General features: G+C 62.4%; 13 protein-coding genes. 1 reads left to right on the top strand and 12 read right to left on the bottom strand.

Annotated features, from left to right (window positions below; genetic code table 11):
- Position 1: 1 nt before the first annotated feature.
- From ACSHSS_RS23570 to ACSHSS_RS23610, 9 genes are all read right to left on the bottom strand, one after another.
- Positions 2 to 4,819 carry a beta strand repeat-containing protein gene (locus tag ACSHSS_RS23570; protein ID WP_058904045.1) on the bottom strand — a complete coding sequence of 1,606 codons (4,818 nt, stop codon included), beginning with the start codon at positions 4,817 to 4,819 and terminating at the stop codon, positions 2 to 4.
- Positions 4,820 to 5,213: 394 nt separating this feature from the next.
- On the bottom strand, positions 5,214 to 5,699 hold the full coding sequence (locus ACSHSS_RS23575) for a protein-disulfide reductase DsbD N-terminal domain-containing protein (protein ID WP_244110387.1): 486 nt from the start codon (positions 5,697 to 5,699) through the stop codon (positions 5,214 to 5,216).
- Positions 5,696 to 6,115: a hypothetical protein gene (locus ACSHSS_RS23580; RefSeq protein WP_058904048.1), complete on the bottom strand. Its 420-nt coding sequence runs from the start codon at positions 6,113 to 6,115 to the stop codon at positions 5,696 to 5,698. The genes ACSHSS_RS23575 and ACSHSS_RS23580 overlap by 4 nt, the downstream gene beginning before the upstream one ends.
- 104 nt (positions 6,116 to 6,219) lie before the next feature.
- Positions 6,220 to 6,729: a hypothetical protein gene (locus ACSHSS_RS23585; protein WP_058904049.1), complete on the bottom strand. Its 510-nt coding sequence runs from the start codon at positions 6,727 to 6,729 to the stop codon at positions 6,220 to 6,222.
- A 126-nt stretch (positions 6,730 to 6,855) separates the two neighbouring features.
- A complete protein-coding gene (bamE, locus tag ACSHSS_RS23590; protein ID WP_058904131.1) occupies positions 6,856 to 7,254 on the bottom strand; it encodes an outer membrane protein assembly factor BamE domain-containing protein in 399 nt (132 codons plus the stop codon).
- A gap of 54 nt (positions 7,255 to 7,308) precedes the next feature.
- Positions 7,309 to 7,725, bottom strand: a complete 417-nt coding sequence (locus ACSHSS_RS23595) for a hypothetical protein (RefSeq protein ID WP_058904050.1) — start codon at positions 7,723 to 7,725, stop codon at positions 7,309 to 7,311.
- Between the two features lie 8 nt (positions 7,726 to 7,733).
- Complete coding sequence (locus ACSHSS_RS23600) at positions 7,734 to 9,713, bottom strand: zeta toxin family protein (protein WP_077021553.1); 1,980 nt, start codon at positions 9,711 to 9,713, stop codon at positions 7,734 to 7,736.
- A gap of 14 nt (positions 9,714 to 9,727) precedes the next feature.
- Positions 9,728 to 9,976 carry a hypothetical protein gene (locus ACSHSS_RS23605; protein WP_077021554.1) on the bottom strand — a complete coding sequence of 83 codons (249 nt, stop codon included), beginning with the start codon at positions 9,974 to 9,976 and terminating at the stop codon, positions 9,728 to 9,730.
- Between the two features lie 44 nt (positions 9,977 to 10,020).
- Positions 10,021 to 10,647, bottom strand: a complete 627-nt coding sequence (locus ACSHSS_RS23610) for a phospholipase D family nuclease (RefSeq protein WP_058904052.1) — start codon at positions 10,645 to 10,647, stop codon at positions 10,021 to 10,023.
- 263 nt (positions 10,648 to 10,910) lie between these two features.
- Here ACSHSS_RS23610 and ACSHSS_RS23615 point away from each other — a divergent pair, with 263 nt between their 5' ends.
- Positions 10,911 to 11,303 (top strand): hypothetical protein, encoded by a 393-nt coding sequence (locus ACSHSS_RS23615; protein WP_077021555.1) that lies wholly within the window; start codon positions 10,911 to 10,913, stop codon positions 11,301 to 11,303.
- Positions 11,304 to 11,340: 37 nt separating this feature from the next.
- Here ACSHSS_RS23615 and ACSHSS_RS23620 read toward each other — a convergent pair whose 3' ends face one another.
- From ACSHSS_RS23620 to ACSHSS_RS23630, 3 genes are read right to left on the bottom strand one after another with little or no spacing between them, the layout of a single operon-like run.
- Positions 11,341 to 15,282, bottom strand: coding sequence for a conjugal transfer protein TraG N-terminal domain-containing protein (locus tag ACSHSS_RS23620; RefSeq protein ID WP_058904054.1), 3,942 nt, complete (start codon positions 15,280 to 15,282; stop codon positions 11,341 to 11,343).
- Positions 15,279 to 16,724, bottom strand: a complete 1,446-nt coding sequence (locus ACSHSS_RS23625; RefSeq protein WP_058904055.1) for a conjugal transfer protein TraH — start codon at positions 16,722 to 16,724, stop codon at positions 15,279 to 15,281. The genes ACSHSS_RS23620 and ACSHSS_RS23625 overlap by 4 nt, the downstream gene beginning before the upstream one ends.
- Positions 16,724 to 17,344, bottom strand: coding sequence for a conjugal transfer protein TraF (locus tag ACSHSS_RS23630; protein ID WP_445545616.1), 621 nt, complete (start codon positions 17,342 to 17,344; stop codon positions 16,724 to 16,726). Before ACSHSS_RS23630 ends, ACSHSS_RS23625 begins: the two co-directional genes overlap by 1 nt.
- Positions 17,345 to 17,369 lie beyond the last annotated feature (25 nt).

Raw genomic sequence — 17,369 nt, forward strand, 5'->3', positions numbered from 1 at the left:
GTTACCAGACGAATCCCGCGCCTACGCCGGCGGCCACGGTGCCGCGCGTATCGGTCGAGCCGTTCGCCTTCAGAATCCAGTGGCCGGCATACGTTGAAAAGCCGAGCGCCATGGCGGACTGCCCGCCGTACGTCCCGCCCCCGATGGCCACCATGCTCTTTCCGGGCGCCGGCGCCTGGGGCAGACTGGCGATCGCGACAGCCGCGGCGATACCACCGTTGGCGTCCCGCCGGTCATGTTCGATGCGGTTGCTCAGGTTCGTCGCCGAGTCGTTCAGCTGCTGGACGTTGACGGCATCGGTCGGAGCCGTTCCGGCCGAGACGTTGGTGAGTGTTCGCGTCATACCAGTGGCCGCGTTTCCGATCGACACCGAATCGTTGCGGTCAGCCACTGAGCCAGCCCCGAGCGCAACGGCATTGGCGCCGGTCGCGTCAGCACCGCTGCCGACCGCGATCGAGCCGCTGCCTTGGGCAATGGCACCCACACCGAGTGCAGCACTGCGATCGCCGATGGCCACCGCATTGCTGCCGATAGCCGTCGCGTCCGCGCCGGTTGCCACTGAACCGCCACCGGTGCTGTTAAACGCGGCATATTTGAGGCTGCCCTGACCGGGCTCAGGAAGGCTCTGACTGAACCTCGACGGGAGGATCGCGCCAAGCCGGGAAGAAAGTGCGTCGATCGCGCTGGTATTGGCGGCGACGTTCGCATTCGTCGCAAAGAGCTGAGCCCCGTTGACCGCATCTGCGCTGGTCGCTGATAGCGAGCCAGGCGCCAGGTTATGAATGGTGACGGCCGCCCCGGCTCCCAGCCCTCCAAGCGTCACGCTAAGTTTTGCGGGATCGTCGTAAGACAGGGCGTTGCCGGCGATCGTATTGACCGTACCGATAACCTGATTCAACTGGCCGACATTGACCGCGTCGGTGACGTTCACACCCGCTGCCACGCCGGAGACGCGGCGCGCACCAGCCAAGCCGCTGACGTCGATGTTGGCGCCGCCGGTTCCGGCACCGATCGTAATCGCGCCGGCGCTCGAGCCGCCGCGTTGTTGCACGATCCCGACGGTACCCGTTGCGAGCTGGCCGGCCAGGGCGGAGACGCTCTGGTTCGTCGCGTACAGTTGCCGTCCCGAGACCGCGTCAGTGCTGTTCGCCGTCAAGGCCGCATCAGCAACGTTGGTCAAGGTGACAGGCGCACCCGCCGCACCGAAGGTGACGCGCGTATGCGAGGGATCGTCGTAGACGACCGCGCTCGCGCCGAGCGCCCCAGCCTGAGAGGCCACGCCCTGCAGCTGCTGGAGGTTGACCGCATCGGTAGCGTCAGTCCCGGCGGCCACGCCTTTGACCTGGCGTGCGCCGGCGGTGCCGGCGATGTCAAGCGCCGTACCCCCGGTGCTTGCGCCGATCGCGATCGTGCCGGCGCCGGAACCGCCGGCTTGCTGCACCAGCCCAATCGTGCCGGCCGCTAGCCCCGACTGCAGCGCGGCGAGCGTCGCCCCGCCGTTGGCGACGCTGGTGGACAACGAGGACACGGCGAAGCCCGTCGAGGTCGACAGCGTTGCGATCGAGATCGCGTTGGTGCTGATCGCCTGGTTGGCGGCGTAGAGCTGCCGACCAGACACGGCGTCCGTGCTGGTGGCCGTCAGTGCCGCGTCTGCGACGTTGGTGAGCAGGACGGGCGATCCGGTGCCGGGGGCGCCGAGCGTGACGCGCGAATGCGTCGGGTCATCATAGGAGACTGCGCCGGCACCGACGGCACCCACAGCGACCGATACGCTCTGCAACTGCTGCAGATTGACCGCGTCGGTGCCGGCAGTGCCGGCGGCCACACCCTTGACCTGGCGAGCGCCAGCGGTACCGGTGACGTCAACGGCAGCCCCTGCCGTGCTGGCGCCGATCGTAATCGTGCCGGTGCCGGCACCGCCGGACTGCTGAACCAGCCCGACTGTCCCGACCGCAAGACTGGACGCGAGGGCTGATACGCCGGCGTTGGCCGAGGACAAGCCGGTCGACAGCGATGCCAGGCCATGGGAGACGCCGGTCGAGAGGGAAGAAAGCGCCGTGGTCGTGCTGGTCGACAGGCTCGCGATCGAGACGACGTTGCTGGCGATGCCCGTGGAAAGCGAGGACGCTGCCGCCAGCGTTGACGTGGACAGGGCAGCGATCGCACCGACGTTTGCGTTCGTCGCCTGCTGGGCAGCATAGAGCTGCCGCCCCGTCACAGCGTCGCTGCTGCTCGCGCTCAACGAGGCGTCCGCGAGGTTGCTCAGGGTCACGGGCAAACCTGATGCACCGAGCGTGACGCGGGTATGCGACGCGTCGTCATAGCTAACTGCGCTCGCGCCGATCGCGCCCGTCTGGCCCGCCACGCTCTGCAGCTGCTGCAGGTTGACCGCATCGGTGCCGTCGGTGCCCGCGGCAACGCCCTTGACCTGACGCGGGCCGGATGTGCCGGCCACGTCGAGGGCCGTACCGCCGGTGTTGGCCCCGACCGTGATCGGGCCACTGCCGGTCCCGCCGGTCTGCTGGACCAACCCGACGGTTCCTGCCGCCAGACTCGACGAGAGAGACGACACGCTGACGTTGGTCGAGGACAAGCCAGTCGACAGGAGCGAGAAAGTGGCAGCCGTGCTGGTTGAAAAGCTTCCGAACAAGGCCGCACTATTAACCGCGCCCGTCGAAAGCGACGATGTGACCGCCTGCGTTGAAGTGGACAGTGCGGCGATCGAACCGCTGTTGGCATTCGTCGCCTGCTGCACGGCATAGAGTTGCCGGCCGGTGACCGCGTCCGTGCTGCCGGCGTCCACGGAGCCGTCAGCGAGGTTGGTCAAAGTGACTGGCACACCCGCCGCATCAAAGGTGATGCGCGTGTGGGACACATCGTCGTAGACGACCGCACTCGAGCCGATTGCGCCTGTCTGAGCCGCCACGCTCTGCAGCTGCTGCAGGTTGACCGCGTCGGTAGCGTCTGTGCCTGCAGCCACACCCTTGACCTGCCGCGCGCCCGCGTTGCCGGCGACGTTGAGCACCGTACCTCCGGTACTGGCGCCGATCGTGATCGCGCCCGTGCCGGCACCGCCTGCTTGCTGAACCAGACCAACGGTCCCTGCAGCCAGACCGGACTGCATTGCCGAGAGTATCGCGCCATCGCCAGCCAGACCAGTCGAAAGAGACGAGATCGATCGGCTTGTCGTTATCGACAGCGACGCGATCGCGCTCGACGTTCCCGTGGAAAGACTTCCGATCGTTTGGGCCGTCGACGTCGACAGCGATGCGAACCCGGCTGCGGTGTTCGTGGACAGGCTCGTGGCCGTCGTGCCGATATCGGACAGACCAGTTGAGAGCGAACCAAAGCCCGATGCCGTGCTACTCGACAGGCTCGTGATGCTGGCCGTGTTGCTGGCGAGGCCCGTCGCCAGCGATGTGACAGACTGCGCGGTCCCGGTCGACAACGAACCTAACGCGCTGGCCATGCCAGTCGACAGGCTGCTGATATTTTGAGCGGTCGACGTCGACAACGACACGAACCCTGCAGCGGCGTTCGTCGACAAGCTCGCAACCGTCGCGCCGATGTCGGACAGCCCGGTCGAGAGCGATCCAAAGCCTGACGCCGCGCTGCTCGACAAACTGGTGACGCTGGCCGTGTTGCTGGCGAGGCCCGTTGACAGCGACGTGACAGACTGCGCGGTTCCGGTCGACAACGACCCAATCGCGCCGGCCGTCCCGGTGGACAGGCTGCTGACCGTTTGAGCGGTCGATGTCGACAGCGAAGAGAACCCAGCAGCTGTGCTCGTCGACAAGCTCGCGACCGTCGCGCCGACGTCGGACAGCCCAGTTGAGAGCGAACCAAAGCCTGATGCCGTGCTGCTCGACAGGCTCGTGATGCCAGCCGTGTTGCTTGCCAGGCCGGTTGACAGCGACGCGCCCGACTGCACAATACCGGTCGATAAGCTGGCCACCGCCGTACCAGAGCTGGCCACGCTGGTTGAGAGCGAGCCTACTCGTGAGGCTACGCTGCTCGACAGGCTCGTGACGTTGGCCGTATTGCTCGCAAGCCCTGTCGATAGCGACGCTAAAGATTGTGAGGCGGTCGTGGACAGCGCGGCGAGCCCGGAAGATACGCCGGCAACTCCCGTGGCATTGTTCGCGGTCGCAGTCGACAGCGACGTCACGGACTGACTCGTCGAAGTCGAGAGACTGCCAACTGCCTGTCCCATTTGATAGAGCTCGGATCCGTTAATGGCGTCAAGGCTTGTTGCACTAACGGTGCCGGCGGCAACATTAGTCAGTTGCCTCGGATTTTGCGGAGCGCCGAAACTCACCACCCCGTTGGACGTTGATCCCGCCACCGAGTAGCTCTGACCAGCAATACCGAAGCTACTAAGCGGGTGCGCGGCGCCCGTGGTGGATCCTGAGCCGATTGCGACATCTTGCGAATTGTTGGCGACGGCGCCGTTTCCGATCGCGACGGAACCATTACCCGCAGCTGTAGCGGCGGACCCCATTGCCGTTGCATTCGTACTGGCCACCGTCGTATTACCGATCGCAACCGCATTGGTCTGCGCCGTGCTCGAAGTACCGAGTACGATCGAATCGGCTCCGGCCGCCGTGGACGCGTAACCAAAGCTCAACGATCGAGGACCGGCAGAGGTAACCGCCGTGCCGATCGCAACGGAGTAATCGCCAGAGGCGACGGCACCATTCCCGTTTGCAATCGCGCCGTCTCCGGACGTCTGAGCATGCGCAGGACCAGCCATCGATGCGAGCGCCGCAGCGATCGCGATCGATAAACCACTTGGTGTAGGGCTTTTCGAAAATTTCATTACAATCCCCGCTTAACAACGAGTGCCCGGTCTACGGGACGTTTACGCCTGCGCTCGCGCAGGACCTGGAGCCCTCTGTTCCTGTCCTCCGCCAAGATTCCGGGAACAGAGGGGTTTGTTTCGGCAACATCGCCGGCGATCCGACGGTGCTGCCTTTGGTGAATCTCGAGCACGGCACCCTCGAAGGCGTCTCGCAGCATCGGGATATCGGCAGTCAGGGGAGGGAATTCCCCGTCGTGGACGCCAACGCACGCTCGAGTGGGTGCTATCGCGTCGTGCTGAGCCGCACGGTGGTGGCTGAACCACTCTGGCGAACCGGGGTCTGTCGTACAGACCGCATAGGCGTACGGGACACGCACCTTGAGTGCCCGCGCGAAGGGAGAAAGGGCGACCGTCATCGCGACGCCTCCGACTGCGACAGCAGTGCAGCAGCAATCACCGGAAAAGTGCGCTGCATCGGCGGATAGCAGATCTGGTTGATTGCGCAGCCTTGATAAGTCACCGTGAGACCGAACATCTCGCGAGCATTGACCGGCACACGCAACGTCACTTCGCGCTCGAACACCTCCACCGGATGTCCTGCGCTCGGATCAGCGACGACCTTGCCAGTACCGTGCTGAATTGCACCGAGGTGCGCCCGACCGTCATCACTCGCGACCCGGAAGCGATCGCCGTAAAGTCGATAGCCGTCGGCGATCGCAAAATGGAGGACAACCGCGCCAGGTTCTTCGGTCATGCGAACTCGGAAAGCTTGCTCCGGCGAGAGAAACTGCTCGGCGTATGCGGGGCAAGCGAGGACACCGTTCAGGATCCATGCAAGCAATGCCAACGACACGGCCACGACGAAACGGCGTAGAACTCGGGTTCGAGCAGTCATCATGCGCCTCGCTGCTTCCACGCCAATTCGGCACGAGCGAGCCCATGCAAGACGGGCAGCGCCAGTAAGCTCCAGAAGTACAGCGTCGCGCCCGCGACCATCCCGTCGAAACACAAGTCGAAAGCCGATTCGACCAATCCGGCCGCCGGCGAGTCGAAGTTCCAGACGATCATGATCATCAACAGCATGCAAATCAGATAGACAAACATGCCGAAACTGCGCAAACCGCGTTGCGCACGACGGAGTGCGCTCCATGTGCCCGGTCGCGTGCGCGTCGAGCGTAAAGCCGGCAAGAACATTGACGTCGTAACAAACGCCGCGATGAACAAGGGTTCCGTGCTATTCCAGAATCCGAGCGCATCAACGTAAGCAATGGGCGCAATCAACAGCCAGGTAACGAGCGCCAACACCGTTAGCATGATTCCCACATGTCGACGATGAACGGGAGGGTGAGGGAGGGGACGCGAATGCATACAGCTTTCTCCATTACATGCCGCGTATTTGTCGGATTCCATCGTGGCGTTCAGTTCGTCGACACGCTGATCAAATAACGCAGAGCGTCCTGACTGCCGGCCGCAGCGGCTTGACGCATGAGTCGCATACCGATCTCCCGATCCGCATCGGCCACTGCCATCGGACCGCCTAAATCCGCGTGCTTTTGTAGGCGCGTACGAGCAACGAGGTACATCGCTGTCGGCTCGCCGGCGTCCGACTCCGCCTGAAGCAAACTCGGATAGTCCCGATTGAAATGAACGGCAAGCCACGTACCGGCAGAACGATTCCCGCCTTTAAACGCGGACTCCATCGCAGGTCGCATGTCGAGGTAGTCGCGCGAGCGAGCCCAAGACTGCAAGGGCCCGTTCGTGCCGGTGACGGAGAACAGGCAAGCCGCCGTCGCCATCGCGACCACCACGCCTTTCAGCTTGCGTTGAGCAGCGGGATCAGGATTGGTCAGGATCAGCGTGCCGTCAGGCCATGTGATCGAGGCGGCGGCTCGCCGGCGCTCGGCGAAAGATGCGCGATATCGATTCATTACTGGTGTCTCTTCTGAAACGCGAGATCGGGGAAAAAGACCAGCCGGCGAGCCGGCTGGCGTCAAAGGGAAGGCGCAAGGTAAGGAATGGCACCTTCCCGCCACTAAATTGCGGTCGGGTAAGCGCTACTGGCCGATGCCTCCCTTGGCCACGTCGGTGGTCTCGGCAAACGTGTATTTCTTGACGACGCCGCTGTCATCGAACAGCACGGTCAACGTCTTCTTCCGCACGTCAGCGCCATGTGCAAACGCACCGACGATCGGCACGAAGTTGATAGCGTGCGGCGTGGCGTGAGCCAGCTCGTATGTCCAGATCTCGAGACCCGAATCGGTGAACGTCGTCTTGTTCGGTGAACCGAAAGCATCCTGAACATCCTGCTTCGTGCTCTTGCCCTGCTGGATTTGGGCCTGAACGCTTGATTGCGTTGCGGATTCGAGGTGCTCGTTGCCAGTGGTCGCGCAACCGACAAGTAACGCAGTGCCCGACAAGGCGACGATCAGGAGCGTGTTCTTCGTGAATTTCATGGTCATCCTCTTGGTGTGATCAACAGTCAAAAATGGCGGTGATTCGTTGCTGGGCTAATACAGGCGGCCGGATCGCTCTGCTTCACATACAGCGCGGTACCAGTCGTCCATGTGGCGCCTGACCTGCAACTCGACGTAGCTGATGTACGGTCGCCACCACGCGTAGAACAGCGAAGCGACGAGGCCGGCGAACGCGTACATCGGCAGCGACGCGCGCGGCTCGACGACGATCGGGTAGTCCAGGTGGAACCCGTTGGAGATCAGTCGCCCCCAGAGCAACAACGCCGGAGCCCATGCCAACCAGCACAGCGCGAGCCACTGCACGACGTAACGTGTCGCCCAATCGGCTTCGGTACGCAGCAGTCTCGGACTGGTCCACAGCCGACGGCGAATGTGTCGACGTTCGGCCAGATAGAGCCGCGTAAAATGTGGAACGGGACGCGCACGGCGGGGGCGATTGAAAATAGACATGGCGGCCCCTATCGCTCGATAGAAAGCTGGTGGTCGTGTGATCGGTCTGCGCGTTCTGCTTCGCGATCGCGCTCCTTGACCTGGTGCAGCGCGCTATCTGGCGAATACTGAATCGCGACCTGCTCGCCGACCTCCACGTCGCGGGACAATCGATCGCGCGGATAGACGATGCCGACGGTCTGACCGATCTTGACCAGCGAGTGGTGCGTCGAGTTGGCGAGCACCTCGCCGCGGTAGTGGCGCTCCAGCTGCTGCGCATCGCGCAAAATCAGGTTGTGGTGATCGCCCGCAAGGCCGATCGCCCGGCGCGAAACATCGTCCGGCACGTCACCCTCGGGTAGCTGGCCGCGATGGATCTGCTCGGACAGGTTGGCGCGTTCGAGTTCGCTGTGGGGAACCGTGCTGATCGAGGTCCGCGTTTCGAGGTGGTGGTAGGCCGCGTCGAGCTCGGGGAAGAGGGCGAGCGCCTGGTCACGGCCCAGCGTGTCGAACGCACGGCCGCGCTCCGCGTCGCGTGCGTGGTCAACGGTACGCCGGCGCGGCGCGCGCGCCGTATCGACTTCGACCTCCGTCTTTGCCTGATCCGGTTGGTGTGCAGGCGGCAGAATGGCCCGTTCGCGTACCGGCTCTATGCCATCCGGATCGACGACTACCACACGACCGTCCACGATGCCCAGATTGTCGACGCCCTGATCGCCCCAGTGGTAACCGCGCTGACGAAGCGCATCGGCGGTGCGCGCGACGTCGGCCGATGTCACGCCTCGCATTTCGGCGCGGGGCATGATTTCGTATCGCAGATTGCCTTCGGTGCCGCTCGCCACCGGCTGCAAGACCTCGGGAATTTTTGGCCGAACGGCAAGATCGCCGGTACCGAGCCGCACCACATGCTTGTCGTCGGCCGCCAGCACGACCGACGACGCGCCGGCGTCCAGCGGTGTCAGGTAAGTCATCCCGTGCGAGCGAAGCCTGGCCTCGAGCGCGGGCAGATGACGCGACGCGGCGATTTCCTCGGCGACCGGATCGGGGAAGCGGCCACCGAGGTTCGGCACGTCACGGGTCATTGACCGGAGGACGTCGCGCAAGCCACGCTCCGGCGCCGGCCGCGCATCCGCAGACGCCCCGTTGGCCAGTGCTTGCGCATCCCTCTCCCGGACGCGTAGCGCCTGTTCACGACGCAGCGAGATGTCGGCAATCTCCGGTGCCGGCGCACCTCGCCCTGTACGAGCGTCACGAATGTCATCGAGCATTTGAACGTGATGGGCAATCTCGTCGCGGGTCATCGGACGCTCGCGCTCATGCACGATCGACGCGGCGGCCACTTGCGGCTCCCGCCATTCACCCTGATGCAGTTCGTTGCGGTAGACCTCGCGGTGATGCCGATCGAGGATCAAGATTCGATCCACTGCCTTCTCTCGCTCGAGCAACGCGACCGTCTCGACCATGCCGACATACGCCTGGTCGTGCTGCTCGGGATTGACAACCCGCCCCGCGCCCGTCGTCGCGATTTCTCGCTCGGTACGCATCTGCGCACGTGTGAGCGACACCTCGGCGGGCATAGCGACGCCCCGAACCTCCAGCGTGTAGCCGCGCTCCTTGAGCCGCCGTGTCAGATTGCGCAGGCTATCGGGGTTGCGCATCGTCCCGTCGACCACAAGATCACGCCGCGCGTCGGATGCGGCCGTGGTTAGCCGGCCAGCCCATCGACCGGCGTCGGCATGCGTCAAGTCAGCCGCGTGTCGCGGATCTTCGCGAAGAAGCCGGCTGTACTGCGGCAAGTTCTCCCTCATGCGATCCGCGTCGATCAAAACGGCACCACCGCGTTCGTTGAGTTCCCCCATCGCCTGACGCGCGAGGGCTGTCTTGCCGGCACCGGGCTGGCCGCCGATGAGGATCGCCTTCGGTTCAGCCTGCTCGCGACTGCCGTCAATCGCCTCGCGCTCCACGCGCGCATACGCGCGCTGCATCACGACATCCGGAAAATTGTCCATGATGGGCTCCGGAGTCAGGCGTGACCGAGGTTCAATCGACGAACACGCAGGCCGTAGACGTCCAGTGCACGAGCGATCGCGACCGCATCATCCGGATGCAGCGCATCGCGAGCGGCAACCAGAGTCTTGCGTTCTGCGTCCGCTATCGCGACGCACTCCGCATCCGGCTCCGACCGCGACTCCTCTTCAGCGATGACGGCGACATAGTGGGCGATCAGTTGCCCGATCGTTTGGCAGGCGACTTCGTAATCGACATGAGGCATCGTGTTCTCCTGAAAAAATTAAGCTTGCGCGCGTGCTTCCTGGGTCAAACCCCTGGGTAAGGCTTCGATTCATTCCATAGCCGCGTCCACGCGCTGCGCACGGCTGCGGCGACCGTGGCGTGATGCCAGATGACGAGGACGTTTTCTGCGTTGTGGTTGGCGCCGGCCTGCGTGTAGTTCATCGAGCCTGTCTGGGTCGTATCGCTATCAGCGACGATGAACTTGTCGTGCATGAGCGGTACGGCCATGTCGATACGAACCGGTATTCCGGCCGCGACGAGATCCGCGAGCTTCGAGCCGCGGCCGTCAAGCTGCGAGCGGTCGAGGACAACACGAACCTGCACACCAGCGTGGGCGCGCTCGATCAGGTGGGTAACGATGCGACGATTGGTGAGCTCGTAAGCGGCGACGTCGAGCTCCGACTGCGCGGTATCGATCACGCTCAGCACGAGGGCCTCGGCCTGGCCGTCTGGCGAAGTGGCGAATTGCACGGAGGCGCGATCGCCAGAGCCGGTGCTTTCCGAATGTGAGGCGTTTTCGGCCGGGTGTTTCAGAGCGCTCGCATAATGCCCAACGGACGACGACAAATTGCCGAAATCCGGCGTTGGGCCGTCATGCAGCACGTAGTAGCCGACACCGGCCGCGAGCGCGAGGAAGAGGAGAAACTTCATGCCGACCTCCCGACGTGGGAGGTGTGTCCGCTCGCGGAATAGGAGCGGGCGCAGGCATCGTCACCGTGCGGCGAGGCACAAGCGGCAAGAATCAGGGCAGGAAACGTGAGCGCGGTCAGACGCACTCGACTCACCGTCGAGATCGCGCTAATTAAAGACGTAAATGAATTGACACCACGACGAATTACGTCATCAAGGATTAACTTGCCAGTACGCCAAATCAGGCGTAACGTCAATACTAATTGCGTACGGGGACGCTTATCATGGATTACGTACTTGCGAATTTCATGGCGGTAATGGCGGCAGTGATTTTCTCGGTTTTCACGTCGTTTATCGCTTCGCGAAGCGGCCGAATCATTTACAGGAAGATCATGTGGGGCTATCTGGCCACGCTGCTGATTTCGGCCGTCGTGGTTACAGTCATGCAGCTGCCCTTCGCCATTTTGGCTTTTGGTGCGCTCTTTTCCTGCATCGTCGGCGTGCTCGCTCAATTGGGAGCTGCAGTCAAGTTTGGCCATCTCATCATGACCGGTACGCACTTTGATGACGGCTGGAACACGGCTCGCTCGAGCAACAATGCAAGCAGCGACCTCTCTAACGATTGGTTCTGGAGAGACCAAAGAAATCAGATGAGTCATAGCGATTGGCGTCATTGATTGATGTACTACCGTCAGGGGCCGCGAGGCCCCTTTTTCATTGGTTCTTGGGATCGTCGTTTGCAACGTCCGCGCGTGGGATCGACTTGACTCCCCGTTCGTCATCGGCTGAACCGCGCCCTAGTCGAGTCGGCGAGACCAGAGCGCTCGGGGAAGTGGCGGCGCCGCTGGTCGCCGACTCGTCGCTCGGAACCAGTGCGTCGCTTCCGGCGATTGCGGGATCGGGGTACGGCGAAGGTGTCGTAGGCGAGACAGCCCCAGCAGCAGATGGCCCGGCCGGCGCACGATCGATCTCGATCTTTCTTTCAACACCGCCGACTTGTGACCCGACGGTTGGGAGGCCGACGCCACCAGACGTCAAACTGCTCCGGGCAGCTGTTCCAGGTGCAGTAGGCGCCGGCGTAGTCCCCACTGGACCAGCATTAGCAGGCGTGACGTTGTCGACTCGCGAGCCGGAGTTAACGGCCGTCGTTCGCGGAGCCACGACGGAGACCCCGCCGCTGCGCTTCATTGAAGCGGTCGGCACGCCACGTCCCTGACTTCCATCGTCGACCATTCGGTGATCCCGCATCGGTTCGACGGATCGCGCTACAGCTTCTTGATCAGGGCTGGATAGCTCTGGAGACGGTCGGCTGTATGTCCCGTCAAGAGCATCGGGCGCTCGACGATCGCTCTGCCGATATGACATGTGGTCATTGCCGGCCGGCAGAGTCACGATCCTGAAGTCAGATTCGGACAGGCGCGGTTGATTGGCGGGCGAATCCGTGCCTGTTCCCGCCGCTCGAGCGGCTTCAAGAGTCGGGCCATTTCCCGTCGTTCGCGGATGCAGAAAGTTTTCAATAGGTGCCGAGGTGGACGTTGTTTCAACCGGCCCGGTCGGCTGAATCGAGGTCACCCATGCCGAAAGGGGCCCCTTGCTATCGGAAGCTGGGGTCGCCGCCGGCGGAGAGGAAAGCGAGCGGCCCGGCGCCCGCTCGGGCGTCATGAGCGGCTTGTTGTCAGCCGACGGATCGATGTGGTCATGCACCTGCTTGATCGGCGCGGCGGACTCGCTTGCCACCCGTTGCTGCATAACCTCCACACGCTGCTGGGCGTCGGTCACGATTTGGGGCATCGGCGTCGCAACATCCAGGGGTTTCGTATCCACTGGTCCAACCGCTCCTGCAAATCGCTGGAACGACGCGGGCGCACTTCCACCAACACCAGACTGGTTGCGTTGGTCCTGGCGAACGACGTCGATCCCGCTCGCAGGGAGAGCGGACCCATCACGAGCCGTGGTCGGCAACGTCGAGTTGCGCGAAACGATGTCGCGCATCGCTGCATCTTGGGCGACCAACTGAGCGATCTGCGGAGAGGGCAGCGTCATCAGCTGGCTGTATCGCATACCGTTGCGCGCAGCGACGGCCTGCAGGTTCTCAGGCGTCATCAGGTTGGTCGAGGTATCTACGCGCGAAACAACTTGCGTCGATCCGCGCTGGCGCACGTCTGCGCTGCGAGTGAGATCCGCTGCAACACGAGAGCCAGATGAAACCTGGTCCGTCAGAGAGGCGGAACGGTCGCTGCGAACGTGCTGCCCGGACTCCATTCCGGTGGAGTCATTGTGCATTTGCGAGCCTTCGTGAGAGACCAGATCGCTCTCGGTGTAGGCAGCCAAACTACTGTTTTGATCAACGAATCTTTGTGCGTCTGAATTCCGCCAAGACTTCGTATATCCACCTTCACCCGAGACATCGAGACCGAACTTCAGACTCGACTGCCCTTTCCCCGTGCCACCGCCATTTGCATAGTCCGCAGCTCGCACCTTCGATCGATACGCATCCCGAATCGCTTGGACTTCATTCGGCGATTTGCCAAGTGACTCGGCTTTGCGAGCGAGTTTGTCTTCTTCTGCTTGGTTGAAAAGAGGCGAGTTCGAGATTGGATTGCTACTTCCTTGCCGACCATTGCCGGAAGGTCCACGCCTGCTACCACCGGCTGAGCCGCCGCCTCCACTGCCAGCGTTGCCGGCCGGCGCACCATCATCGCCAAACGATTTGGCAAAGCCGCCACCAAGCATGATCGAGCCTTTGGCGCCTGCAGAAGTTGTGCCGTCGACGGAGTGCGACTGATCTATCGCATATTGCTGATCATGTGCGGTTCGCCGCTCACCTGTTTGGCTAGACGAGGCCCGCGTACCTGAGCTGGAATCGTCGGACAGGCGCTGCGTGCTTCCACGCTCCTGGCTGCTCGAGACGCTATTCGTGCTGGACGCAAGCTGCTCCCGCCCAGCGAACGTGGAATTTGTTCGGTTTGCCGCGACACCCGTCGAGGTGTCGGTGCCGAGCGACCGCTCGAATGCGTCCTGGGAAGTTGCTGAAACGCCGAGGCTGTTTTGAAACTCGGTGCGAGCGATTAGGCCATTGGCGAAATTCGTAAAGGCCGAGCCGGTCCCGGTATCGACGTTCATCGACCCGGTGCGCGATTGCACGGTGTTGTCGTACTTGTTCGCTGAGGTCACGTTGCGCGACGCGTTATCGATCGACGACGAATCCATGTGCACGTTGCCGATGTTTTCGTCGCCCTGCGCCTGCTGGCCACCGATCTGCTGAGCAGACCCGGTCAACGCGCCACTCAGTTGAGAGAATGCACCTACAACGCCGGCCGACGCGAAGTTCAGCAACATCCAGGCAAGGGGCGGCGTAATAATCACCATGTATCCAAGCAGCGCCTGCTCGTCGAGCAACGTCTGGCCGAACTTCGCCGCCATCCCGAACGGGACGCCGGCCTGCAACGACATCGAGCGCATCTCATGGCTGAGGTGAATCAGGGACAGCCCGTTGATTACCGCGAAGAGCACCGGCCAGATAGATACCCACGCCACCGTCTTCGCGTACATCGCAAGGATTCGCTTGGCGCCGTCAGCGCCGCTGATCAGGCAGAGCACCAGAATGAGCGGGAAAACCGCATAGACGATCGCTTCGGCATAGTTGCGAACAGTCGGCAGCGTGTTCTTCGCCAGAATCGCCATGGAGGCAAGCGAACCGTTCGTCGCCACTGCAGCCTGAGCCGAGCTCATCAACGCATTGACCTCGGCGACGCGCGCCGGATCGCTCAGCATCGCGGGAAGCTCGGCGCCCGCCTGACGCCACACGTTGTTGAACATTGCCTGTCGCAGCGCCGATGACGCGTTCTGCGACGATTGGAGGATGAAGCCGTACGAATCGCCGATCGCGTTGACAAATTCCGCCTTCGCCATGGACGGATCGGCGATCTCCGGATACATCTCGCTGCCATACATTTGCTCGGCTGCTTGCTCCGCATCCTGTACGCGCAGCAGCAGCAAGGTTCCGGTCGCTGAGCAGGTGTCCGTCGTAGGATTCGCGGTGAGGGTGTTGGTTGTCACGTACCGTGCCGGGCTGGTCGACGTGAACACCGTATTGAACGGGTCCGTGCCGTTCATAATCGTCCGCGGATCAATCGCGCCGTCCTGGATGTCGTAGACCGTGCACTCCTTGAAGAACTGGATAAGGTCGGCGTGCAGCCCCGGATCGGTGATTTCAGCCTTGTTCACCTTCTGAAGCACTGAGATTCCGAAACCCACATCGCCCTTTTTCAGGGTGAGCGTATCCGGCACCGAAAAAATCGTTTCGTACGACTGTGTCAGCACTCGAGAGATAAGCGTGAAGCTCTGGGCAACCGCGGCGAGATACACCGGGACGTGGTCCACCTCGCGAGTAGGCTGCACGTTGTTGACGTCGGTGATGAACACGTTTTCAACCGGCAGCAACAGCAGCTGCGTCATCAGCATTGCGGCGGCGAACCAGCGGAAGATCTCATAGCCTTTCCGACCGAGCGCGACAATCGTCCAGATCACCACCCCGCACAACAGCGTGTAACGGATGAGACCTGTCCAGGTGCCGCTGCCCATGAAAGACGCAATACCCTGCATGACGTAGTACAAGGTATCGACGTTTCCATAGGTGTCGATTTCCATGTTCATTGAGTGCTCCCGCCGTTCAACGTCTGGCCAAACGCCAACGAGTTTCGAAGCGACGACGACACATTCGCGTGTACCGCACGCTCGATCGATTGGAGCTGCTCAACCAGCTGCCACGCGTTCGACGTCTGGCTGAAGGCTTGCATGACGACACTGCGTGCTTCCGATTCGACCGTGTCGATGTTGGTGTTGAGCTTTGTGGCCTCGTCGAGCAGCGACGTGCTGGATTTCACCGTCCCGTATCGCGCGATTGCTCGTCGAAGATCTTCAGCGGATCCATGGATGTAGGCTTCGGCATACTTGGCTGCGATCAGCGACTGGTAGGTACTCAACAGTTGGTCGGCCAGAGACGAATTGTTCAGGCGCGTGCCGACCGCGATCATTTTGTAGACCGGCAGGTCGGTCATGCTCAAAAACCGAAACGTGTCCGCCGGATTCGGGATCGCGGAGCGCGAGGCGATCGCGTCCGTAATCACCTGCAGCTTCTGCTGTACGAGCGTACGGAAGGGGGTGTAGCCAATTTCCTGCACTGACGGATTCAAGCACTTCGTCGTTTCGTCGCACACGTACACTTGGATCGTGGTGCCGGAGTTCGCGGCAGGATCGTTACCGACCAATTCCTGCACCGTGAGGCTGCCGATTCGCGGCAGGAAGACAGGATTCACCTCCGTGCCGCCCGAATCCGACGGGTCGGGAAAAATGACCGTCCCCACCAGCGACATCAGGAATTCCCGATCCGACGTGCTCAGGTCCGGCAGCTGCTGCAGCGCCTGCCACGTCACGTTGCCGTACGGCTGCTTGGCCGCGAGATTGGAATCCGATGCGGTGGCCGTATTGATCGTCTGCGCCGCTTGCGCCGAGCTGTTTCCGGTATTTGTCCAGGCATCGGTCATATCCGAATACAGGTTCGTGAATGGCCCGAGCGTGTCGGCCAAGTTCGCCTGCTCTTTTTTCCATGCAACAGGCGTCACCGCATTGACGATGCCCTCAGCGGCCTGGCACGAGTCGATGTTCATCCGGTTGACGTCGCGGGCGATGGTCTGCAGCGACTGCATGACGTTGTCGCAGGTTGGGCAGAGGTTCTGGAGGGCAAGCTTGAATGCGTAGCCCAAGGCGTTCGAGCCGATGTTGCGCAGCAGCGCAACAAACTGCTCTTTATTGATAAAGCTGAACCCGCCGGCAAACAGGTCGATCCCGCCGCAACCGGCGCCCCATTCCGGGGCGGTGACACTCGCGAGCTGGTAAGTCTTGTGTGGCGTACGCATGAACACGCTTCCGCCGCTGTACATATCCATCGTCTCGCCCTGCAACGCACGCGGGCTCGATACGTTGCCCATGGCGTTGATCGAGTCGAAGACCTGCTGCATCGACATCGCGCTCGAACAGACTGGGGCGATGGCAAACACTGCAGCCGTCAGTGCGGCAATCCAGCGTGTCGGTTTCATCAGAAGAGCTCCCCAGGCTGCGAGGCAGTGAGAACGAAGATACGATCGATGATGTCCTGGAGGGACATCGTTCCCGAGCCGATCATTGCGTGATCGCCCGTCTCTTTCGATGCGATGAAGAGGGCGGGCACCTGCTGGACGCCCCAGACCGACGCCTGCCCATGGTCAGGCGTCGGGTTCGGAAACTCACCAATGCCCCGACCGTCCAGCGAAACGGGCAACACGTCGATGCCATAGCGCTGCGCGAGCAGCACAATCGTCGGGGCCATCGCGTGGCAATACGGGCAGTCCGAGCGGAAGAAGAAAATCAGGCCATGCTTCTGCGCGAGCGCACGCAGCTGCCCGTCCTGGTCCGAATCCCGGGTCCGGTCGTAGGTATGGACAGCGACGTTGTTAGTCGGACGCTTGAGCGAGTAATCGAGACTCGGGTTCTGCCACACAACCCGGCGCCATTGGTCGGCAAAGACCGCGCTCTTTTGCTGGACGTACTCCCAGAGCTTGATGTACTCCTTGATGTGCTCGGGCGTCGGGTCCATGTTCGCGACGTCGAGTCGGTGCTTCAGTGCCTCGCGCATCTCATCGGCCGACTTGATCTTGCGGATTTCGGCGATGGTGATCAATCGTTTCGGCGAACGTGATCAGTCT

This window comes from Burkholderia sp. BC1 (genome assembly GCF_052683555.1).

What these genes read in the sequence shown, in the direction of transcription:
- ACSHSS_RS23570 (WP_058904045.1), bottom strand. Translation starts at nt 4,819, where the DNA reads ATGAAATTTTCGAAAAGCCCTACACCAAGTGGTTTATCGATCGCGATC.
- ACSHSS_RS23575 (WP_244110387.1), bottom strand. Translation starts at nt 5,699, where the DNA reads ATGATGACTGCTCGAACCCGAGTTCTACGCCGTTTCGTCGTGGCCGTG.
- ACSHSS_RS23580 (WP_058904048.1), bottom strand. Translation starts at nt 6,115, where the DNA reads ATGCTAACGGTGTTGGCGCTCGTTACCTGGCTGTTGATTGCGCCCATT.
- ACSHSS_RS23585 (WP_058904049.1), bottom strand. Translation starts at nt 6,729, where the DNA reads ATGAATCGATATCGCGCATCTTTCGCCGAGCGCCGGCGAGCCGCCGCC.
- bamE (WP_058904131.1), bottom strand. Translation starts at nt 7,254, where the DNA reads ATGAAATTCACGAAGAACACGCTCCTGATCGTCGCCTTGTCGGGCACT.
- ACSHSS_RS23595 (WP_058904050.1), bottom strand. Translation starts at nt 7,725, where the DNA reads ATGTCTATTTTCAATCGCCCCCGCCGTGCGCGTCCCGTTCCACATTTT.
- ACSHSS_RS23600 (WP_077021553.1), bottom strand. Translation starts at nt 9,713, where the DNA reads ATGGACAATTTTCCGGATGTCGTGATGCAGCGCGCGTATGCGCGCGTG.
- ACSHSS_RS23605 (WP_077021554.1), bottom strand. Translation starts at nt 9,976, where the DNA reads ATGCCTCATGTCGATTACGAAGTCGCCTGCCAAACGATCGGGCAACTG.
- ACSHSS_RS23610 (WP_058904052.1), bottom strand. Translation starts at nt 10,647, where the DNA reads ATGAAGTTTCTCCTCTTCCTCGCGCTCGCGGCCGGTGTCGGCTACTAC.
- ACSHSS_RS23615 (WP_077021555.1), top strand. Translation starts at nt 10,911, where the DNA reads ATGGATTACGTACTTGCGAATTTCATGGCGGTAATGGCGGCAGTGATT.
- ACSHSS_RS23620 (WP_058904054.1), bottom strand. Translation starts at nt 15,282, where the DNA reads ATGAACATGGAAATCGACACCTATGGAAACGTCGATACCTTGTACTAC.
- ACSHSS_RS23625 (WP_058904055.1), bottom strand. Translation starts at nt 16,724, where the DNA reads ATGAAACCGACACGCTGGATTGCCGCACTGACGGCTGCAGTGTTTGCC.